The following is a 19254-nucleotide window of genomic DNA, read 5'->3' on the forward strand; positions in this document are numbered from 1 at the left end:
GTCTGTAGTACGCCGCACTACTCCGCTCCTACTCCACGCGGGGCCGGACGAGTCCCGATTCGTAGGCTATGACCACCAATTGCGCCCTGTCGCGGGCGCCGAGCTTGGCCATGGCCCGGTTCACGTGCGTCTTGACGGTGAGGGGGCTGACCTCCAGCCGGGCTGCGATGCCGTCGTTGGACAGCCCCGCGGCGACGTGTACGAGGACCTCGCGCTCCCGGACGGTCAGCGCGGCGAGCCGCTCCGCGTGGATCCCGGCCGAGGCGCCGGCGGCGGCCGGGTCGGAGCCGCCGCCCTGGGCGAGGAAGGTGGCGATGAGCCCTTTGGTGGCGGCCGGGGAGAGCAGCGCCTCACCGGCTGCGGCGACGCGGATGGCGTTGAGCAGTTCCTCGGGCTCGGCGCCCTTGCCGAGGAAGCCGGAGGCGCCCGCCCGCAGGGCCGAGACCACGTACTCGTCGACCTCGAAGGTGGTCAGCATCACCACGCGCACGGCGGCGAGTTCCGGGTCGGCGCTGATCATCCGGGTGGCGGCGAGCCCGTCGGTGCCGGGCATCCGGATGTCCATCAGCACGACGTCGGGCCGCTCCTGCCGGGCGACGGCGAAGGCCTGCGCCCCGTCGGAGGCCTCCCCGACGACCTCCATGTCGGGCTCGGAGTCGACGAGCACCCGGAAGGCGCTGCGCAGCAGGGCCTGGTCGTCGGCGAGCAGCACCTTGATGGGCGCGCCCGGCTCACCGGGCGTTGCGGAGGGCAGGTCCGTCGGAGTGTGGTCCACGGGGCGAGGGTACGCGGGCCCGAGGGCGGTCCCGTCGGGCAGGACAGGTCTCAGCCGAGGGCGAGGACGAGGAGGGCGGTGGTCGCCGACGCCTCGGCCAGGGCGCCGAACACGTCGCCGGTGACCCCGTCGAAGCGGCGTACGCAGCGGCGGAGGAGCAGTTCCGCGGCGAGCAGGGCCACGAGGACCGCCGCCGCGGACCGGACCGCGGCGGGCGGGCCCGCCGGGAGGGCGGCGGCCGCGGCCGCGGCGGTGACGAGGACGGCGACGGCGGCGGCCGCGGCGCGCGGGACGACCCCGGCGACCGCGGCGCCGAGCCCCTCGGGGCGGGCGGGCGGGACGCCTTCGCGGGATGCCAGGGTCATGGCGAGGCGGGCCGTGACGGCGGCGGTGACGGCGGCGAGGGCGCCGCGGATCCAGCTGTCGGCGTAGACCTCGCCGAGGGCGGCCGTCTGCACGAGCATGACGATCACGAGGGCGATCACGCCGAAGGGTCCGATGTCGGACTTCTTCATGATGCGCAGCGCCTCGTCGGCCGGTTTGGCGCTGCCCAGCCCGTCGGCGGTGTCGGCCAGTCCGTCGAGGTGGAGCCCGCGGGTCAGGGCGGCCGGTACGGCGACGGTGACGGCCGCCGCGAGCAGGGGTTCGGCGCCGAGCAGCAGGAGCAACACTCCGGGGACGGCCGCGAGCACGCCGACGGCCAGTCCGGCGAGCGGGGCGCAGGCCATTCCGGTGCGGGCCGCGGGTCGGTCCCAGCGGGTGATGCGGGCGGGCAGCACGGTGAGGGTGCCGAAGGCGAAGCGCACGCCGTCGGGGAACGAGGCGCGTTCCGCGGGCGGCGTGGGGGGCGGATCGTCGAACGAATCTGTCATCGGCGCGAACGCTACCGGTTCGGAGCGGGCGGTAAATTACCCATTACGTTCCAAATAGGGAGTCAGTGGGATGGGTCACTGGTGGTATCGGAACATCCTCGAGCCGGGGAAGCTGCCCATGCTGCTCGCCCTGGTCTCCTTCGTGACGTCGTTCCTGGTCACCCGTGTGATCACTCGGATGATCCGGGCCGGTCGCGGCCCCTTCAAGAACGTCACGCCGGGCGGCCTGCACATCCACCACGTGGTGCCGGGCGTGATCCTCGTGATCGTCGGCGGATTCGGTGCGATCGGCAGCGCCGGGCACAGCTTCGGCGCCGCCCTCTCGGCCGTGATCTTCGGGCTGGGCGCGGGCCTGGTCCTGGACGAGTTCGCGCTGATCCTGCACCTCGACGACGTCTACTGGAGCGAGCAGGGCCGCAAGAGCGTGGAGATCGTGGTCGTGACGGCCGCGGTGGTGGCCCTGGTCCTGGGCGGGTTCGTGCCGTTCGGGGTGAACGACCTGTCGCCCGAGGAGCGCCAGAGCCGCGGGCTGGTCGTGATGAACGCGGCCGGCAACTTCTGTCTGGCCCTGATCGCCCTGTGGAAGGGCAAGGCCCGCACCGCGCTCTTCGGTGTCGTCATCCCGTTCGTGGCGCTGGTCGGCGCGGTCCGGCTGGCCCGGCCCGGCTCCCCGTACGCGAAGCGGTTCTACGTGAACCGGCCGCGGGCCCGGGCCAGGGCCGGGCTGCGGGCGTTCCACCACGACCGGCGCTGGACGCGGCGGCGGCGCAGGTTCGAGGAGTTCATCGGCGGCGCCCCGGACCCGCGGCCGGTGTCCCTGGAGAAGCCGCCCGTACCGCTGGAGGAACCGCCCGAGCAGCGGGACTGAGACACCGGCCACGGAGCCACGGGCCACGGGCCACGGCTTCCGGACACGCGACGGCGGGCCCTCCCCCTGTCCGGGGAAGGGCCCGCCGTCGTGTCGGTGCGTCCCGTTCGTGCTCGGCCCGGGATCAGGCCGTCCTCAGCCCGGGATCAGGCCGTCGTCACTGAGCATCTCCCTGACCTCGTCGAGGCTCGCGTCGGGCGCCGGCAGGATCAGCTCGGACGGCTCCAGCGCGTCGTCCGGGAGCGGCGCGCCCAGCCGTCGTACGGCGTCGAGGAGAGCGCCCAGCGTGCGCCGGAAGCCTGCCTCGTCACCGGACTCCATCTCTGCGAGCAGCTCGTCGTCGAGCTTGTTCAGCTCGGGGAAGTGACTGTCGGCCACTTCCAGCTGACCTTCCCCCATGATGCGGACGATCATGACGGGCCCCGTCCTACTGCTTGTCGAAGCGGTGCTGGGTCTGCGGCTGCTGGGCGTTGCCCTGGGCGCCGCCCTCGATGGCCTGCTGCTGCGCGGACGAGCCGCCGGCCAGCTCCGCCTTCATCCGCTGCAGCTCCAGCTCGACGTCCGTACCGCCCGACAGGCGGTCCAGCTCGGCCTGGATGTCGTCCTTGGAGCCGAGGCCGCTCTGGTCGTCGAGCGCGCCGGAGGCCAGCAGCTCGTCGATCGCGCCGGCACGGGCCTGCAACTGGGCGGTCTTGTCCTCGGCCCGCTGGATGGCCACGCCGACGTCGCTCATCTCCTCGGAGATGCCGGAGAAGGACTCCGCGATCCGGGTCTGGGCCTGGGCGGCGGTGTAGGTGGCCTTGATGGTCTCCTTCTTCGTGCGGAAGGCGTCCACCTTCGCCTGGAGCCGCTGGGCGGCCAGCGTCAGCTTCTCCTCCTCGCCCTGGAGGGTCTGGTGCTGCACCTCCAGGTCGCTCACCTGCTGCTGGAGCGAGGCGCGCCGGGACAGGGCCTCGCGGGCCAGGTCCTCACGGCCCAGGGCGAGGGCCTTGCGGCCCTGGTCCTCCAGCTTGGCGGACTGGCCCTGCAGCTGGTTCAGCTGCAGTTCGAGGCGCTTGCGGGAGGTCGCCACGTCGGCGACCCCGCGGCGCACCTTCTGCAGCAGTTCGAGCTGCTTCTGGTACGAGTAGTCGAGGGTTTCGCGCGGGTCCTCGGCCCGGTCAAGGGCCTTGTTCGCCTTCGCGCGGAAGATCATCCCCATACGCTTCATGACACCGCTCATGGGCTTCGCGCGCCCCCTTCTAGACGGACTGTGCTCCAGGTCACCGACAGAACCCACAGTACGGGCCCTGTCTCCATTACCGCACTGTTCGAGGACGGATGCGCTCCTCCTCCAGGACGACTACGCCTCCCCCGTATCAGGCGTGAGGAGTAGGTGGGTCCCCGACCGTGCGGCGGGGCGGCCGCCGCACGGACCGTGCACAGGGAAGGACGCCCGCCGTTGCCGGATCGTTCCCCGCCGGGGTGGGGCCCGTCCCCGCGACCACGTAGGCTTGGGTTTTGTGTTTGGTAGCCGCTCCTCCAAGGAAGAGAAGGCCGCCGCCACCGACAAGGTGAGCGCCGACCTCTCGCAGCCCCGTGACCCGCAGGCCCCCAAGGGCCGCCCTACGCCGAAGCGCGCCGTGGCTCAGTCGCAGCGCAAGTCCGTCGTGGCCTCGACCGGCAACCGCAAGGAGGACGCGAAGCGAGCCCGTGAGCGTCGCCGTGTGGAGATGGCCAAGCAGCGCGAGGCGCTGGCCAACGGCGACGAGCGCTACCTGCCGGCCCGGGACAAGGGTCCCGTCCGCAGGTACGTCCGCGACTTCGTGGACTCCCGCTTCTCGGTCGCCGAGATGTTCCTCCCGCTGGCCGTGGTCATCCTCGTGCTCAGCATGGTGCGGCAGCCGGCGATCCAGAACATCGCGCTGCTGCTGTGGCTCGGTGTGATCGCGCTGATCATCCTCGACTCCGTCGGCCTGGTGTTCCGCCTGCGCAAGGCCCTCAACCAGCGCTTCCCGAACGAGCCGCGCCGCGGCGCCGTCGCGTACGGCCTGATGCGCACCCTGCAGATGCGCCGGCTGCGCCTGCCGAAGCCGCAGGTCAAGCGCGGGGAACGGCCCTGAGCGGAGGGACGCCCGGCGCGTCGGGGGAAGGCTTCGCCGAGGGGGCAAGGCTCTGGCTTGAGGGCCTGGGCGGACTGCGCAACGCGGTCCGTCAGGAGCTCGTGGGCCGGCAGGTCGACGAGCAGATCGCGCAGCGCTTCCCCGTGGGGCAGCGGCTGCGCGTTCTCGACGTCGGCATGGGCCAGGGAACCCAGGCACTGCGCCTCGCCCGTGCCGGGCACATGGTGACGGGCCTGGAGCAGGACCCGGGCATGCTGGCCGTCGCCCGTGAGGCGCTCTCCGCGGAGCCCGCGGGGATCCGTGACCGGGTCGAGCTGCTGGAGGGGGACGGGCGCGAGACCGGCGCCCACTTCCTTCCGGGCAGCTTCGACGTGGTGCTGTGCCACGGGGTGCTGATGTACGTGCCCGAGCCGGACGCCATGCTCGCCGGGCTGGCCCGGATGCTGGCCCCCGGCGGCCTGCTGTCCCTGCTGGTGCGCAACGGCGACGCGCTCGCCATGCGGCCCGGACTGGACGGCGACTGGAAGGGCGCGCTGGCCGCCTTCGACAGCACCGACTACACGAACCGGCTGGGCCTGGACGTACGCGCCGACCGGCTGGCCGGGCTGACCGCGACGCTGTCGGGGATCGGTGCGCCGCTGCAGTCCTGGTACGGCGTACGCGTCTTCACCGACGGCACCGAGGCGGGCGGGACCCTGCCGCCCGACGAGGAGCTGGAGCGGCTGCTGGCCGCCGAGGACCGCGCGGGCCGCACCGACCCCTACCGGGGTGTCGCCGCACTGCTGCACCTCTGCGGAGTGCGGGGCTGAGCACCCTGCACCGGACGGCCCCCTCGGTCCACGACCGAGGGGGCCGTCCGGGCTGTGCCGCGCCCCGGCGGGTCAGGCCTCCAGCGCGGAGCGCAGGCTCATCGTGTAGAGCTCGGTGCCGCTGTCGTCGGACAGCTTCACCTGTTCGGTACCGCCTTCCAGCAGTTCCTTCCAGTACTCGCCGATCCACGACTCCGCGTCGCCCTGCGTGGTGAACTCCTCGGGTACCACCGACGGGCTCGTCTCCGCGCCGTCGGCCGTCTCGAACCGCCACGTCCACGCCATGTCCGCCTCCGTTGCTCGTCCGCTGCTCACACGCTTCTCGCCTTGAGTGTGCCCGCAGAGTAACCGGGCGCGCAGCAGTCTCCACGACGCGGGAGGATCATCCTGTGGAACTCACTCTGCTCGGCACCGGCACCCCCGAGGGGCTGCCCCGCCCCGGCTGCCCCTGTGCGGCCTGCGCCGTCTCCGTCGGCCCGCGCTCCCGCGCGGCCACGGCGGTCCTCGTCGACGGGGCACTGCTGCTCGACCTGACCCCCGGTGCGGTGCTGGCCGGCGCCCGGGCCGGGCGTTCGCTGACCGGTGTGCGGCAGGTCCTGCTGACCCACCCGCACGACGGGCCGGCGGTGGAGCTGCCGCCGGGGCTGCCGACCGCCGGGCGGGTGCCGGACGGGCAGGAACTGGCGGTGATCTCCGGGCACCGGGTGCGGGCGGTACCGATGGACGCGCCGGGCACCGGGTACGAGGTGACCGGCCCGGACGGCGGCCGGCTGCTGTACCTGCCGCCCGGCGGGGCGCCGGCCGGGGCCGACGGGCGGGGCGGGCAGCGCCCGTACGACGTGGTGCTCACCGACGTGCTGGGCCGGCCCGAGGCCCTGGCCCGGCTGCGGGCGGGCGGGGCCGTCGGCCCGGCCACGGACGTGATCGCCGTCCACCTCGACCACGACGTGCCGCCGGGCCGTGAACTGGAGCGCCGGCTGGCGGCCTCGGGGGCGCGGGCGGTGCCGGACGGGACCACCGTGGTCGTCGGGGAGTACCACGCGGTGCCGGACCTGCCCCGCCGCACGCTGGTGCTGGGCGGGGCCCGCTCGGGCAAGTCGGTGGAGGCGGAGCGCCGGCTGGAGTCCTTCCCCGAGGTGGTCTACGTCGCCACCGGGGGCACCCGGGACGGGGACGCGGAATGGGCGCGGCGGGTCGGTCTGCACCGGGAGCGCCGGCCGGCGAGGTGGCGGACGGTGGAGACGTGCGACCTGGTGCCGCTGCTCGCCGCCGACGGGCCGCCGCTGCTGATCGACTGTCTGGCGCTGTGGCTGACCGACGCCATGGACCGGGCCGGGGCGTGGGACGACGAGGTGTGGGCCGAGCGCGGGCGGCGGCGGCTGGGTGAGCGGACGGCCGCTCTGGTGGCGGCCGTGCGCGCGACCCGCCGCCACGTGGTGCTGGTGAGCAACGAGGTCGGCTCGGGCGTCGTCCCGGCGACCGCCTCGGGCCGGCGTTTCCGTGACGAGCTGGGCCGGCTGAACGCGCGCGTGGCGGGCGAGTGCGAGCACGTCCTGGTCGTCGTCGCGGGGCAGGCGAGCGTGCTGAAGGAGTAGGCGCCGTCGCGGACTTCGCCCGGCTCCCCGCGCCCGGGAGGGCCGGTCGCGGGCGGACCGGTGAGGCCTGAGGCAAGGCTTCACCGGCTGTACTCTCTGGCAGATGAGCACGCTGAATCTCGACGACTTCTCCGATCTGATCGAGCGCCCCGACGGGGGCGTCCGGCGTGATGCCGAGGAACGCCGTGAGCGCCTCGCCGTGCCGCCCGGCGCGCTGGGGCGGCTCGACGAACTCGCCGAGTGGCTCGCCGCCGCGCAGGGGCAGGTGCCGGTCAGGGCCATCGAGCGACCCCGCGTGGTGCTGTTCGCCGCCGACCACGGGATCGCTGCCGAAGGGGTCTCCGCCCGGGCCGCGTCCACCGCTCACGAGCTGGTGCGCTCCGTGCTCGACGGGTCCAGCCCCGTCGCGGTCCTGGCCGGCCGGTTCGGCGCGACGGTACGGGTCGTCGACGCCGGGCTCGACTGCGATCCGGGGCTCCTGCCCGACGACGTGGTGGCGCACCGCGTGCGGCGCGGCAGCGGCCGGATCGACACCGAGGACGCGCTGACGGTCGAGGAGGCGCAGGCCGCGCTGCGGCTCGGTATGCGGATCGCCGACGAGGAGGCCGACTCCGGGACCGACCTGGTGGTCCTCGGCGACCTGAGCGTCGGCGGCACGACCGTCGCCGCGACCCTCGTCGCCGCCCTGTGCGGAACGGACTCGTCGGTGGTCACGGGCCGCGGCGGGCAGCCCATCGACGACCTGGCCTGGATGCGCAAGTGCGCGGCGATCCGCGACGCGCTGCGCCGGGCCCGTCCGGTCCTGGGCGACCAGGTCGCGCTGCTGGCCGCCGTCGGCGGCGCGGACGTGGCGGCGATCACCGGATTCCTGCTCCAGTGTGCCGTGCGCCGTACGCCCGTCATCCTCGACGGTGTTGTTTCGGCCGCGTGCGGACTGGTCGCGCAGCGGGCCGCGTTCCGGGCTCCTGACTGGTGGCTGGCGGGTCAGGCGAGCGGCGAGCCGGGTCAGGCGAAGGCACTTGACCGAATGGCGCTCAACCCCGTGCTCGATCACGGCGTCACAGTGGGTGAAGGCACCGGGGCATTGCTGGCTCTCCCCCTCGTCCAGGCGGCCGCCGCACTCGCGGCGGAGCTCCCTGAACGGACGGCGGAGGAGCCGACGGAATGAGCCGCCGGGGGCCGCGGCCCTGACCAGGCGTGGACCCCGACCGCACCATCACGGACAGCGACGCCCCATATGATCGCTTTTTATGGGAGAGGTCCGTTTGACCAGCGCAGAGGCCGACCGCACCGCCGTACCGGCGACCGGTCCGTCATCCGGCAGGAAAGAAACCGGCGCAGACCCCGCCGGCAAGGCGGCGGGGGGCGGCCGGGAGACCGGTCGGGGGAGCGCCCGCTCACAGCGCGGAGCCGCGTTCGCGGTCTGGTACCTGCGCGTCGTCACCTTCATCAACTTCCTCAGCGCGGTGTGGGTTTCGCTCGGGCAGGACCTGCGGCGCCACAACATCGAGGACTTCTACACCCCGTACATGCTCACCGCGGGCTTCGCTTCCGGCCTGTTCACGCTGCTGCTGGCGGTCACCCTCGGCCGCCGCAAGCGGGCCTCCTGGATTTTGAACCTCGTCCTGAGCGGCCTGCTCGCACTCCTGCTGGCCTACGCGCTCTTCGCGTACGAGGAGATCCGCGAGCACCCGCAGAACTGGGTCTCCCTGGCCCTGACCGCGGCCTTCACGGGCGCCCTGCTGCTGGGCCGCCGCGAGTTCTACGCCAAGGGCGACCGCTCCAACCCGGCGTTCGCCGCCGCCGTCGCCGCCGTCGGGCTGCTCGTCACCTCGCTCGTCGCGGCCCTGCTCGTGGGCGCCGCCAACACCTCCCCGGACAGCGCCGGCGTCTCCTTCCCGGAGCGCTGGAAGTACGGCGTGATGCGGCTGATCACCCTGGCCCCCGACGACCGGGCCTCCGCGGCGATCACCCCGCCCGGCTGGGTGGACGTCTTCATCAACGTCATGTCGATGCTGCTGCTGCTCGCCGTGCTGTTCGCCGCGTTCCGCTCGCGCCGCGCCGTCGACCCGATCAGCGAGGAGGACGAGGAGCGGCTGCGGGCGCTGCTGGCCCGGCAGGGCGACCGCGACTCGCTCGGCTACTTCGCGCTGCGCCGCGAGAAGTCCGTCATCTGGTCCCCCACCGGCAAGGCCGCCGTGACCTACCGCGTCGTCGGCGGGGTCTCCCTCGCCTCCGGCGACCCGATCGGCGACCCGGAGGCCTGGCCCGGCGCCATCGACCCGTGGCTGGCCGAGGCCCGCGAGCACGGCTGGGTGCCGGCTGTGATGGGGGCGAGCGAGGAGGCCGGGCAGATCTACGCCCGGCACGGCCTGGACGCCCTCGAACTCGGCGACGAGGCGATCGTCGAGACCGCCGAGTTCACCCTGGAGGGCCGCGCCATGCGGACCGTCCGGCAGGCGTACAACCGTGTCAAGCGGGCCGGGTACACGGTCCGCATCCGCCGCCACGCCGACATCCCGGCCGAGGAGATGGCCGAGCTGGTGCGCCGCGCCGACGACTGGCGCGACGGCGCGACCGAACGCGGCTTCTCCATGGCACTGGGCCGGCTGGGCGACCCCGCCGACGGCCAGTGCGTGATGCTGGAGTGCACCGACGGCAACGGCGATCTGCGTGCCGTGCTGTCCTTCGTGCCGTGGGGGCCCAAGGGCCTGTCGCTGGACCTGATGCGCCGTGACCGGGACTCCGAGAACGGCCTGATGGAGTTCATGGTCATCGAACTCCTCGAACGCTCCAAGGAGATCGGGATCACCCAGGTCTCCCTCAACTTCGCGATGTTCCGGTCGGTCTTCGAGCGCGGGTCCAGGCTCGGAGCGGGTCCGGTGCTGCGGATGTGGCGCTCGCTGCTGAGCTTCTTCTCCCGCTGGTGGCAGATCGAGTCCCTCTACCGGGCCAACGCCAAATACCGGCCGATCTGGGAACCGCGGTTCATGCTCTTCGAGAAGAGTTCGGACCTGCTGCGGATCGGTGTCGCGGCCGGACGGGCCGAGGGCTTCCTGGAGGCCCCCGGCCTTCCGAAGTGGCTGCACCGCAGACACCTGGAGACCCGCCGTTGACAGCGCGGAACACCACCTCACTGCGGCGGTTCGCCCGCCGCGAGTGGGGCCCCATGTTCTGGACCGTCCGGAACGCGCTCGTCCACGACAAGTGGCGGGCGATCCCGATGACCCTGGGCGCGGTCTGCCTGACATCGGTCTTCCAGATCGTCCAGAACACCTCGTGGGGGTTCCAGCCGGTGCAGAACCTCGGGTCGGTCAAGGCCGCCGACCCGTTCTGGCTGGCCCTCCTGCGCACTCCCCTGTCGCTGTTCGTCCCGGCCCTCGACCTGCCGGTGTGGGGGGCGCTCGCGCAGATGCTGCTGGTGTTCGGCATCGCGGAGATCTGCATCGGCTGGTGGCGCACGCTGGTGATCGGCTACGTCGCCACCCTCGCCGGGACCACGTACGCGCGCATCGGCCTCGCGCTGGGGCCGGAGCACCCCTTCGGCCTGCCGGTGTCCGACCGCATCGTCAACGACACCGGGCCCTCGGCGGCGGTGGTCGGCCTCGCCATCTACGTCTGCTGGCGCTACCGGGCGTACCTGACCGGCGCCCTGGTGATCCTCGTCATGATCGGCGAGGTGTTGATCAAGAACAACCTCGCGGGCAAGGAGCACCTGGCGGCCATCGCCGCCGTCATGGCCGTGTGCGTGGTCCGGGCGCAGTGGAGTCCGGTGCGCTCCCGCGTCCCGCTGGGGCAGGGCCCTCCGCCCTGATGCCCGTCCCGGCAGGCCGTACCGTATCGGGGTGACGACAGACCTCGGGCGGTTCGCCCCCACCCGGCAGTGGATGCGGGCCCATCCGCTGGCCACCGACGCCGTGCTGGCGTTCGGCGCGCTCGTCGCCATGGTCGTCGGTTCCTTCGCCGATCCGCACGGCCCCCACGGGCCCACCTTCGGCACGCGCACCCCCGAGCCCTCCTCCCTGCTCCTGATGCTCCTCGGCTCGGCCGCGCTGGTCTTCCGGCGCCGGCATCCGCGGGCCGTCCTGGCGGTGACCTGCGGGCTCTCGCTGCTGGAGCTGACCACCGGGGAGCCGCGGGCGCCCGTCGCCATGTGCACGGTGATCGCCCTGTACACGGTGGCTGCCCTCACCGACCGGCCCACGACCTGGCGGATCGGCCTGCTCACCATGGCGGGCCTGACCGGGGTGGCGATGCTCGCCGGGCCGCTGCCCTGGTACGCGCAGGAGAACCTCGGGATCTTCGCCTGGACGGGCATGGCCGCGGCCGCCGGAGACGCCGTGCGCAGCCGGCGGGCCTTCGTCGACGCCATCCGGGAACGGGCCGAACGGGCCGAACGGACCCGCGACGAGGAGGCCCGCCGGCGGGTCGCGGAGGAGCGGCTGCGGATCGCCCGGGACCTCCACGACGTGGTGGCCCACCACATCGCGCTCGTCAACGTGCAGGCCGGGGTGGCCGCGCACGTCATGGACAAGCGGCCGGACCAGGCCAAGGAGGCGCTGGCCCACGTGCGGGACGCCAGCCGGTCGGCGCTCAACGAGCTGCGGGCGACCGTCGGCCTGCTGAGGCAGTCCGGCGACCCGGAGGCGCCGACCGAGCCGGCGCCGGGGCTGGGCGTCCTCGACGAACTGGTGGACACCTTCCGGCACGCCGGGCTGCCGGTGGAGGTGATCGTCCAGCTGGACTGCGGGACGGGGCCGCTGCCGGCCGCGGTGGACCTGGCGGCGTACCGGGTGATCCAGGAGGCGCTGACCAACGTCCGCAAGCACGCGGGGCCCGATGCGCGAGCGGAGGTGAGCGTGGTCCGGGTGGGCCCGTCGGTGGAGGTGACCGTGCTGGACGACGGGGGCACCGAGCCCGCCGACACCGAGCCGGGGGGAGGCCACGGCCTCCTCGGCATGCGGGAACGGGCCACGGCCCTGGGCGGCACCTGCTCCACGGGCCCCCGCTTCGGCGGCGGCTACCGCGTCCACGCCGTGTTGCCGTGGGCCTGACCGCCGACCGGCCTCTCCCCGCCCCCGCCCCTCCTCCCGGGCTCCGCCCGGCCCCCTCACCCCGGCTGCGCCGGCGGCTCTCCGGCTTCGCCGGCCCGTCCTGTCCGCGCCGGGCACTTTCAGCCTTACGGCCCGACCCGGTTTGCGCCGGGCAAACCCAGCCTCGCCGGCGTTCGAGGCGCGGGTCCGGGCCGGGTCGGTCGAGCGGGCCCGCAGGGCTGGGGAGTGTCGTCAAAGTAGCGTCGGCCGCCCGAAGGGCGGGGCCGGCGGGGCCTGGTGCGTACGATCGCAAGGCGGAGGAGGGAATCGACGCGGAGCGTCGGTGACCGACGACAACGCGGCGAGCGTGCGCACCAGGCCCCGCCGGCCAGGCGGGACCTTGACGACACGACCTAAGGGCAGGTTTTGCGCCACGCGTCGAGGTCGTACTTCTTCCGCAAGGAGCTCAGTTTCAGCTCGCGCGAGCGCTCGCAGAAGCGCGACGTCGACAGTTCGTACTCCGCGTGGAAGACGGCCTTGCCCGCTTCGACGAAGGGCGTCAGCCGGTCGCACTCGTCGTACTGCGCGCACTGCTCGTTGACTGCGAAGTCGAAGTCCCCGACGAGCTGCGGGATCTGGTCGAGGTCGTTCTTCAGGCCGACCGACATGCCCCGGTCGTGGGCGAGCTTCGCGATCAGCCGGTTGTAGCGCAGCTGGTCGTCGGGTGTGAGGGGGAAGCCGGACGTGTTCTGGTAGCCGTCCATGTTGTCCGGCTCGACGGCGTCGAAGCCCTTCTCCCGGCACATGTCGAACCGCTTGGCCATCAGCGGTTCCAGTTCCGCCACCCGGCGGATGTCCAGCCAGCGCTCGCCCTCCCAGCCGTTGCCCTTGCCGAGCAGGTCCCGCGGGAACGCTTCTGCATCCGGCCGGAAGTCCTCCCAGGCCCCGGTGGAGAGGTAGCAGATGGTCTTGCGACCGGCCTTCTTCAGGGCTGCCACCTGCTCCTTGGTGGTGTTGAAGCCGTCGACGTCGTAGACGGGCGCCTTGACCGAGGTGTCGAGCTTTCCGGTGAGCTGCCACTGCCAGCCGGTGCCGGGCGGGGGCTGCCAGCGCTGTCCGGGGGCGAGTTCCGGCCAGCGGTGCGGTTCGTCGTCGCCCTCGTCGTCCGGTCCGGCCGTGCAGGCGGCGAGCAGCAGGAGGGGCAGGACCAGCAGGAGCCGTAGCGGCCGCGGTGCCCTCATCCCGCCGCCTCCAGGGCGTACGGGAGGGTACCCCACGGGTGCGGTCCGCTGCCGGGGACGGCGCAGTGCACGCCCGCACCCCGCTCCGCGGCCAGTTCCCCGGCGAGCCGGGCGGCGAGCTCGCCGGGCGGGACGGCGTAGACGAGGTGGCAGAACCGCTGGGCCGGGTGGTCGGCCGTCCAGGGTGGTGGTGCCGCGGCCTCCCGGTAGGCGTCCCAGGGCCCCTCGAAGGTGACGAGCAGGTCGGCGAGTTCGACGTAGCCGGGATGCGGGTGGGCCCCGTGGTTGAGGACGAGGGTGTGTGCGCCCGCGGCCCGGGCGGCGACCGTGAGCCGCCGGTAGTGCGGGAGGAGTTCGGGGTCGGCGGAGGCCTGGTCGAGGAAGGCCCCGTCGGTGGCGTACCAGTCGCGGTGGCGCAGCAGGTCCTGCACCACCGCGGCGTGCGGGCGCCGCCCGTAGTCCGTGTCGGCGTAGCCCAGTACCGGTACGCCGGCCTCCCGGAGCCGCTCGGCGACGAGGGCGAACCGCTCGTCGCGGGCGGCGCCGGGCCCGCTGTCGGGGTTGAGCACCACCGAGTGCAGCCGGTCCGCGCAGCGGATGAGCCGCTCCCAGGCGTCGGGCCGGTCGGCGGGATGCTCGTAGAGGGGCACCAGCAGCATGGGGTCCTTCTTCTCGTCCGTGTCGTACGTCTCGTGCGTCTCGTGCGTCATCGGTGGGCGGTCGCGCGGCCGAGGAGCAGGCAGACCAGGGTGGCCAGGGCCGCCGCGGCCGTGCCCGCCACGACCAGCTGGACGACCCGGGGCTGGCCCAGCCCCGTCAGCAGAGCCACGCTCTGGGCGACGGCGGCGGATGCGCAGACCACGGCCGCAGGCCGGACGGCACCGAAGGACTGCAGGAGCAGTCCGCTCCACATCACCGCCCCGAGCAGCAGCAGGGTGGCGACGCGGACCGCGGTGAGCCCGGGTGCTCCGGGCCACAGCAGGGTTCCGGTCACTCCGAGGGCCAGCAGCACCGCCAGGTAGGTGCTCAGGCAGCGGGCCAGGGTGGCGAGCATCCGGGCCCGGAACTGCCGGGTCGAGCGGGCCCCCTGGAGCCCGGAGAGGCTGCCGCTGCGGAAGCGGTGCAGCAGCCACTCGGCGGGCCCCATGCTGAGGGTGAGGGCCACCGCCGAAGGCGCGGCGACGGCCTCGGCGGGGCCTCCGGCGAGTACCTCGCCCAGGGCGGCGTAGAGCACGAGCAGACCGGTGCCGAGGCCGAAGACCCCGAACGGCACCGAGTCCCCGAGCCGGGGCCCGCGGGGGGTGTGCTCCTCCTCGGCTCCGCGCAGCATCTGCCAGCGCACGGGGCCGACCCTGGCGGGCCTGCGGGTCGCCCGGCCCCGGACCCGGTGCGCGGCGGTTCGCAGCCCTTCGGCCAGCGGCAGTTCCCGTACGGCCAGGGTGCAGGCGGCCAGCAGGGACACCACGAGCAGGGCCACCCGGACCGGCACGGGCAGGTCGACGACGAGCACGGCCAGGGCGCCCGCGGCCATCGGCGCGAGGGCGGCGAGGAGCAGCCGCTCCCGGCCGAGGACCAGCAGGACGGTGGCGGCCCCCACGTAGAGGGCCTGTCCGGCGGCGAAGGCGTAGGAGAACGGCGGCCCGCCGGGCACGGCCAGCGCCGCGGCGGTGCCCAGTACGGCTCCGACGGGGGCGCCGACGAGCAGGGTCCGCCCGGCGGCGGCCCGGTCGCCGAGGCCGAGCCAGGAGTAGGCGCGGTGGGACAGGGTCTGGTCCCAGACCCAGCCGATGAGCGCCCCGGCGAGCAGGGTCAGCGTCCCGGCCGGGAGGCCGAGCCGGTCCTGGGGGCCTTCCAGGAGGGGCGCTCCCAGCAGGTAGGCCAGGCCGGGCAGGGCGAAGACGACCCCGCGCAGCAGGCAGGCGGAGAGGGAGACCTTCCAGGGGTCGGGGGCGGGCCCCGGCTCCGGGAAGGAGCGGGGCACGCGGGCGTAGAGCTCCTCCGCGAGGGCGAAGGAGTCGTGGCGGCCGTAGGTGAGCCGGATGTACTCGTCCGTCATGCCGTCGGATTCGAGGACGGCGGCGATCTCGTCGGGGTGGACGGCGGAGGCGATGAACACGTCGAGCCGTAAGGCCAGTTCGTCCATCGGATCGGCGGCGGGCCCGGGATCCCCGGCACGCGGCCTGGGGATCGCCGGGAGCGTGCCGGAGCCGGGGCCGGGCGACTTGAGCCAGAGGGATCCGCTCACCACAGGCTCCCGTCGGCCGCGAGTTCGCGGTACCAGGGGTCGGCGAGCCGCTGCGTCCAGGCGTCGCCCGCGTGGACGGGCAGGACGGGCTGGCCGGCGAGTTCCCGGTAGATGTGGCGGAAGCCGTCAACGGACTGGTGGAGGGTGAACTTCTCCACGACCCGCCGGCGGGACATCCGGCCGAGCTCGGCGCGGCGTTCGTCGTCGCGGAGCAGGGCGAGGGTGGCGCGGGCCATGGTCTCGGGCTCGCGCGGCGGGACGACCAGGCCGGTGTCCCCGACGGCCTCGCGGACCCCGCCGACGTCGGTGGAGACGGTGGTGCGGCCGCAGGACATGGCTTCGATGATGCTGAAGGGGAAGCCCTCGCTGATGGAGGAGAGCATCACGACGCTGCCGGCGGCGTAGGCCCGGGCCACCTGCTCGATGCGGCCCTCGTAGGTGATCCCGTCGGTCACGCCGAGTTCGGCGGCGAGTTTCTCCAGGCGCAGCTTGTAGGCCTCGCAGCCGGCCGGGACGGGACCGAAGAGGCGCAACCGCAGGGCGGGCAGTTCCTCGCGCATGAAGGCGTAGGCCCGGATCAGGGTTTCTAGGTCCTTGATCGGGTCGATGCGGCCGCACCAGCTGAGAGTGGGCACGTCGGGTTCGGGGCCCGCCTCGGGGAAGGCGTGCGGGTCGACGCCGTTGTAGACGGTGCGGATCCGTTCGGAGTCGGCGCCTCCGCGCTCCTCCCAGCGGCGGTTGTACTGGTTGCAGGGGGTGATCAGGTCGGCCTGGCGGTAGCCCTCGGTGTTGAGCTCGCGGTAGAAGCCGAGCATGAGCGCCTTGACGGGCCAGCGCTGTTCGGCGGTGCGGTAGCCGAGGTAGCGCTCGCGCAGGTAGATGCCGTGCTCGGTGAGGAGGAAGGGCACCCCGTCGAGGTGTTTGGCGGCGAGGGCGGGAAGGGTGGCGAGGCCGCTGCTGACAGCGTGCGCGACGCTGTCGGGCGGGATGCGCACCGCGAGCGGGCGCAGCGCGTGTTCCAGCAGGTCGGTCGCGGTGAGCGCGTCGTGGATGGTGGGCGCCGCCTCGGCGGTGGACAGTCCGGGCCGGGTCCAGACGTTCATCAGGAGGCGCAGAACCGATTCGGAGCGCAGGGCCGGGGCGAGTTTCCCGGCGCGGGCCAGGACGGCCAGTTCGCGCAGGGCCTCGGAGAAGGTGCGGTCGGCGGGGTCGGCCGCCGGGTCGAGCAGGGAGAGCAGGAAGCTCTCGTAGACCTGGGTGAAGCGGCGGTGGGCCCTGCCGCGCAGGGCGGACCGGCGGCCGCGACCGCCTTTCGACGGGGGTGGCCCCCAGAGCGGGACGGCCGTGTGCCGGTAGACGTTGCGGGGCAGTTCCCAGGTGACCGGCTCGCGTCCGGAGCCGGTCAGGGCTATGACGTTGAAGTCGACCTCCGGCATGCCGCGGACCAGTTGGTCGCACCAGGTGCTGACGCCCCCGTGGACGTGTGGATAGGTGCCTTCGGTGAGCATGGTGACGTGACGCCCATGACTCATGCGGTGTGTCCCCCCAGGACGGAAAAGGGGCCGGCGCCCGTGGGTTCGCGGAGCGCCGGCGCTGGGTGCTACTCGGTGGTGTCGTGCTGGACGGTCAGCTGGGCAGCTTGAGCGTGACGGCGCTCTGCAGCAGCTCGGGGCCGGTCCAGGTGGAGCGGTTGCCGGCGTAGGCGGTGCCGAAGTCCGCCGTGCCGAGCAGCATCTGCTTCTTGGTGCCGTTGGGGGCGGTGACCGGGGCGACGACTCCGGAGGGCGCCTTGATGGTGACGTCCTGGCCGATGCGGTAGGCGGTCACCTTGCCGTCGGCGAGGGCCTTGTCCCAGGCCGCGCGGCGCTGGAGCTCGACGCCGGTGTCCTTCATCGACTGGTTGACGATCGGCGCGCTGGGCGCGTAGAGGGCGCGGTAGGTGTCGAGGACCTGGTTGAGGACGGGGTAGAGGGTCCGGTCCTCGGCGAGGTTGGACTGGTGGACGTAGTGCGGCCGCGGGTCGTTGGCCAGGACGTGGCGCAGGGCGGTGCGGGCCTCGGCCGGGACGATGTGGTCGACGTAGCCGGTGTTGACGTCCAGCGGGGCCGGCAGGCAGGTGGAGGTCGCCGGGTTGTCCTCGCAGACGCCGCTTCCGCCGTGGGCGCGGCTGGTGTAGATCCAGTTGTACTCGTCGGCCATCTCGGCGTTGGTGCCCGTGTTGTAGTACACGTTCATCGGGTGCCGGGGGACGGTGAGGGCCGAGCCGACCGCTCGCTGGGCGGGCTCGCGGGAGTTGTCGCTGCCGGCCCACTTGACCCCGTTGTCGGCGAGGGCACCCGCCAGGTTGGGGTTGTCCACGGGCTGCTGGGGAGCGGTCTTGAGACCGGAGTGCTCGCCGGTGACGAGTTCGGTCCTGTCGAGGGTGATGCCCTTGGAGGCGGCCCAGTTGTTGTTGTCCCGGATCTGGGCGGAGATCTCGGCGCGGCTCATGTACTGGATCGCGCCCTGGGCGTTCTTCGCACACGTCCACGGGGTGACGGCGGTGTTCTGGACACAGCCGAGGAACGGATGGGTGTAGGTGTGGTTCATCCAGCGGTACTTGGCGCGGTCGGCGACGAGCTGGGCGGTCAGCGCGTCGACGCCGCCGTTCTCGGCCTTCCACTCCTCGCCGGCGCCGCCGTTGAAGAGCATGTCGAGCTTGAAGTTCTTGGAGGTCTGCCACTGCGCCGCGTACACGGCGTCGGCGGCGGACATCCGGATGGTGCTCTCCTTGCCCTCGCCGCCCGCGCAGGCGTAGTCGCCGGGCGTGCAGTTGAGGTCCTTGTTCCAGCGGGCGTCGGGGGCGAAGACGTCGTCGACGTGGACCGCGAAGTAGTTGCGGCTCTGGCCGAGGTGCACCCCCTGGGTCAGCCAGTCGACGATGCCGCGGGCGAGCAGCCGGAACTGCTGCTGGTGCTGGTTGTAGCCGAAGGTGACGACCAGTTCGCTGCGCCCGTCGTGGGCGTACTCGCCGACGAGGGACGCCCGTCCGGAGCCGACGGGGGCGTCGACGTAGCTGGTGTAGCCGGGGCGGGGCCTGCCCATGTACCCGTAGCTCTCGGGTACCAGGGCGGAGTTGTCCTCGAAGGTGACCTGGCCGCCGAGGTAGGCGAAGGGGCCGGCCTTGCCGGCGGTGGTGACGGCTGCCTGGGTGCCGTCGAGCTGTCCGCTGTAGCCGCCGTTGTCGGTGTATTCCAGCCCGACGCCCGGGTGCGCCCAGGTGTAGGCGTCGACCTGGCGGATCCCGTACGTCGTCTCGTACGCGGCGAGCGCGGCCATCTCGGCGGAGCCCTCGCCGAAGGGGTTCTCGTTGGGCAGGACCACGCCCTGGTACTTGGCGCGCGGCCGCCCGGTCGCACTGTCGGCGGGTTCGCTGAGGAACGCCGCGTTGATGACGGGACGGCCCGCGCTGCCCAGCTGGACGCGGGTGTAGGGCACTCCGGTGTCCCGGAGCTCCGCGGTGATCGCCTCGACCGAGCTGCCGCCGTCGTCGACGACGAGCACCTTGAGGTCGATCCGCGGTGGTGTCACGGCCGCCCGGGCGGTCGCGGCGGGTACTGCCACGGAGACCAGGGCGGCCGCTGCCATGACGGCGGCCAGCCTGTTCATCCGGTTCTTGTTGACCATTTCGGCCTTTCCCCCCGCAGGCGTCCCTCGACACGGCCCTTGGCGGTC

General features: G+C 73.1%; 18 protein-coding genes. 8 read left to right on the forward strand and 10 right to left on the reverse strand.

What is annotated here, in order from left to right; translation table 11 throughout:
- Positions 1-28: 28 nt before the first annotated feature.
- Positions 29-775: a response regulator transcription factor gene (locus tag AB0F82_RS24370; protein WP_362631234.1), complete on the reverse strand. Its 747-nt coding sequence runs from the start codon at positions 773-775 to the stop codon at positions 29-31.
- 50 nt (positions 776-825) lie between these two features.
- Positions 826-1647, reverse strand: coding sequence for an adenosylcobinamide-GDP ribazoletransferase (gene cobS, locus AB0F82_RS24375; RefSeq protein WP_362631236.1), 822 nt, complete (start codon positions 1645-1647; stop codon positions 826-828).
- Positions 1648-1717: 70 nt separating this feature from the next.
- Here cobS and AB0F82_RS24380 point away from each other — a divergent pair, with 70 nt between their 5' ends.
- A complete protein-coding gene (locus tag AB0F82_RS24380) occupies positions 1718-2515 on the forward strand; it encodes a hypothetical protein (protein ID WP_362631237.1) in 798 nt (265 codons plus the stop codon).
- 135 nt (positions 2516-2650) lie between these two features.
- Here the strand turns inward: AB0F82_RS24380 and pspAA are convergent, their stop codons facing one another.
- The gene (pspAA, locus tag AB0F82_RS24385) at positions 2651-2929 is read right to left on the reverse strand and encodes a PspA-associated protein PspAA (protein ID WP_356815253.1); all 279 of its coding nucleotides are present in this window, start codon (positions 2927-2929) and stop codon (positions 2651-2653) included.
- Between the two features lie 13 nt (positions 2930-2942).
- Positions 2943-3737, reverse strand: a complete 795-nt coding sequence (locus AB0F82_RS24390) for a PspA/IM30 family protein (protein ID WP_362631239.1) — start codon at positions 3735-3737, stop codon at positions 2943-2945.
- 280 nt (positions 3738-4017) lie between these two features.
- On the opposite strand from AB0F82_RS24390, the gene AB0F82_RS24395 reads away from it, so the two are divergent.
- Complete coding sequence (locus AB0F82_RS24395; RefSeq protein WP_356815255.1) at positions 4018-4617, forward strand: DUF3043 domain-containing protein; 600 nt, start codon at positions 4018-4020, stop codon at positions 4615-4617.
- 101 nt (positions 4618-4718) lie between these two features.
- Positions 4719-5426: a class I SAM-dependent methyltransferase gene (locus AB0F82_RS24400; RefSeq protein ID WP_436842142.1), complete on the forward strand. Its 708-nt coding sequence runs from the start codon at positions 4719-4721 to the stop codon at positions 5424-5426.
- A 72-nt stretch (positions 5427-5498) separates the two neighbouring features.
- Here AB0F82_RS24400 and AB0F82_RS24405 read toward each other — a convergent pair whose 3' ends face one another.
- The gene (locus AB0F82_RS24405; RefSeq protein WP_362631241.1) at positions 5499-5711 is read right to left on the reverse strand and encodes a hypothetical protein; all 213 of its coding nucleotides are present in this window, start codon (positions 5709-5711) and stop codon (positions 5499-5501) included.
- A 104-nt stretch (positions 5712-5815) separates the two neighbouring features.
- Between AB0F82_RS24405 and AB0F82_RS24410 the strand changes: the two genes are divergently transcribed.
- The 5 genes from AB0F82_RS24410 (at position 5816) to AB0F82_RS24430 (ending at position 12075) form a co-directional block, all read left to right on the forward strand.
- A complete protein-coding gene (locus tag AB0F82_RS24410) occupies positions 5816-7021 on the forward strand; it encodes a bifunctional adenosylcobinamide kinase/adenosylcobinamide-phosphate guanylyltransferase (protein ID WP_356815257.1) in 1206 nt (401 codons plus the stop codon).
- Positions 7022-7133: 112 nt separating this feature from the next.
- Entirely contained in the window at positions 7134-8189 is a 1056-nt protein-coding gene (gene cobT, locus AB0F82_RS24415) for a nicotinate-nucleotide--dimethylbenzimidazole phosphoribosyltransferase (protein ID WP_362631297.1), read from the forward strand.
- A gap of 82 nt (positions 8190-8271) precedes the next feature.
- A complete protein-coding gene (locus AB0F82_RS24420) occupies positions 8272-10137 on the forward strand; it encodes a phosphatidylglycerol lysyltransferase domain-containing protein (protein ID WP_362631243.1) in 1866 nt (621 codons plus the stop codon).
- Positions 10138-10190: 53 nt separating this feature from the next.
- On the forward strand, positions 10191-10835 hold the full coding sequence (locus tag AB0F82_RS24425; RefSeq protein WP_362631299.1) for a hypothetical protein: 645 nt from the start codon (positions 10191-10193) through the stop codon (positions 10833-10835).
- A gap of 73 nt (positions 10836-10908) precedes the next feature.
- Positions 10909-12075, forward strand: a complete 1167-nt coding sequence (locus AB0F82_RS24430) for a sensor histidine kinase (protein ID WP_356815269.1) — start codon at positions 10909-10911, stop codon at positions 12073-12075.
- Between the two features lie 392 nt (positions 12076-12467).
- Here the strand turns inward: AB0F82_RS24430 and AB0F82_RS24435 are convergent, their stop codons facing one another.
- The 5 genes from AB0F82_RS24435 to AB0F82_RS24455 all read right to left on the reverse strand — a co-directional run bounded on the left by AB0F82_RS24435 (position 12468) and on the right by AB0F82_RS24455 (position 19206).
- Positions 12468-13295: an endo alpha-1,4 polygalactosaminidase gene (locus AB0F82_RS24435; RefSeq protein WP_362631245.1), complete on the reverse strand. Its 828-nt coding sequence runs from the start codon at positions 13293-13295 to the stop codon at positions 12468-12470.
- Positions 13292-14005, reverse strand: coding sequence for a spherulation-specific family 4 protein (locus AB0F82_RS24440; RefSeq protein ID WP_362631247.1), 714 nt, complete (start codon positions 14003-14005; stop codon positions 13292-13294). The genes AB0F82_RS24435 and AB0F82_RS24440 overlap by 4 nt, the downstream gene beginning before the upstream one ends.
- On the reverse strand, positions 14002-15540 hold the full coding sequence (locus AB0F82_RS24445; protein WP_362631249.1) for a hypothetical protein: 1539 nt from the start codon (positions 15538-15540) through the stop codon (positions 14002-14004). Before AB0F82_RS24445 ends, AB0F82_RS24440 begins: the two co-directional genes overlap by 4 nt.
- Entirely contained in the window at positions 15537-17072 is a 1536-nt protein-coding gene (pelF, locus tag AB0F82_RS24450; protein WP_362631251.1) for a GT4 family glycosyltransferase PelF, read from the reverse strand. The genes AB0F82_RS24445 and pelF overlap by 4 nt, the downstream gene beginning before the upstream one ends.
- Before the next feature lie 94 nt (positions 17073-17166).
- On the reverse strand, positions 17167-19206 hold the full coding sequence (locus AB0F82_RS24455) for a hypothetical protein (RefSeq protein WP_362631252.1): 2040 nt from the start codon (positions 19204-19206) through the stop codon (positions 17167-17169).
- Positions 19207-19254 lie beyond the last annotated feature (48 nt).

Origin of the sequence: Streptomyces virginiae, assembly GCF_040638905.1 — a bacterium.
In the GTDB taxonomy this organism is placed as follows: domain Bacteria; phylum Actinomycetota; class Actinomycetes; order Streptomycetales; family Streptomycetaceae; genus Streptomyces; species Streptomyces virginiae_B.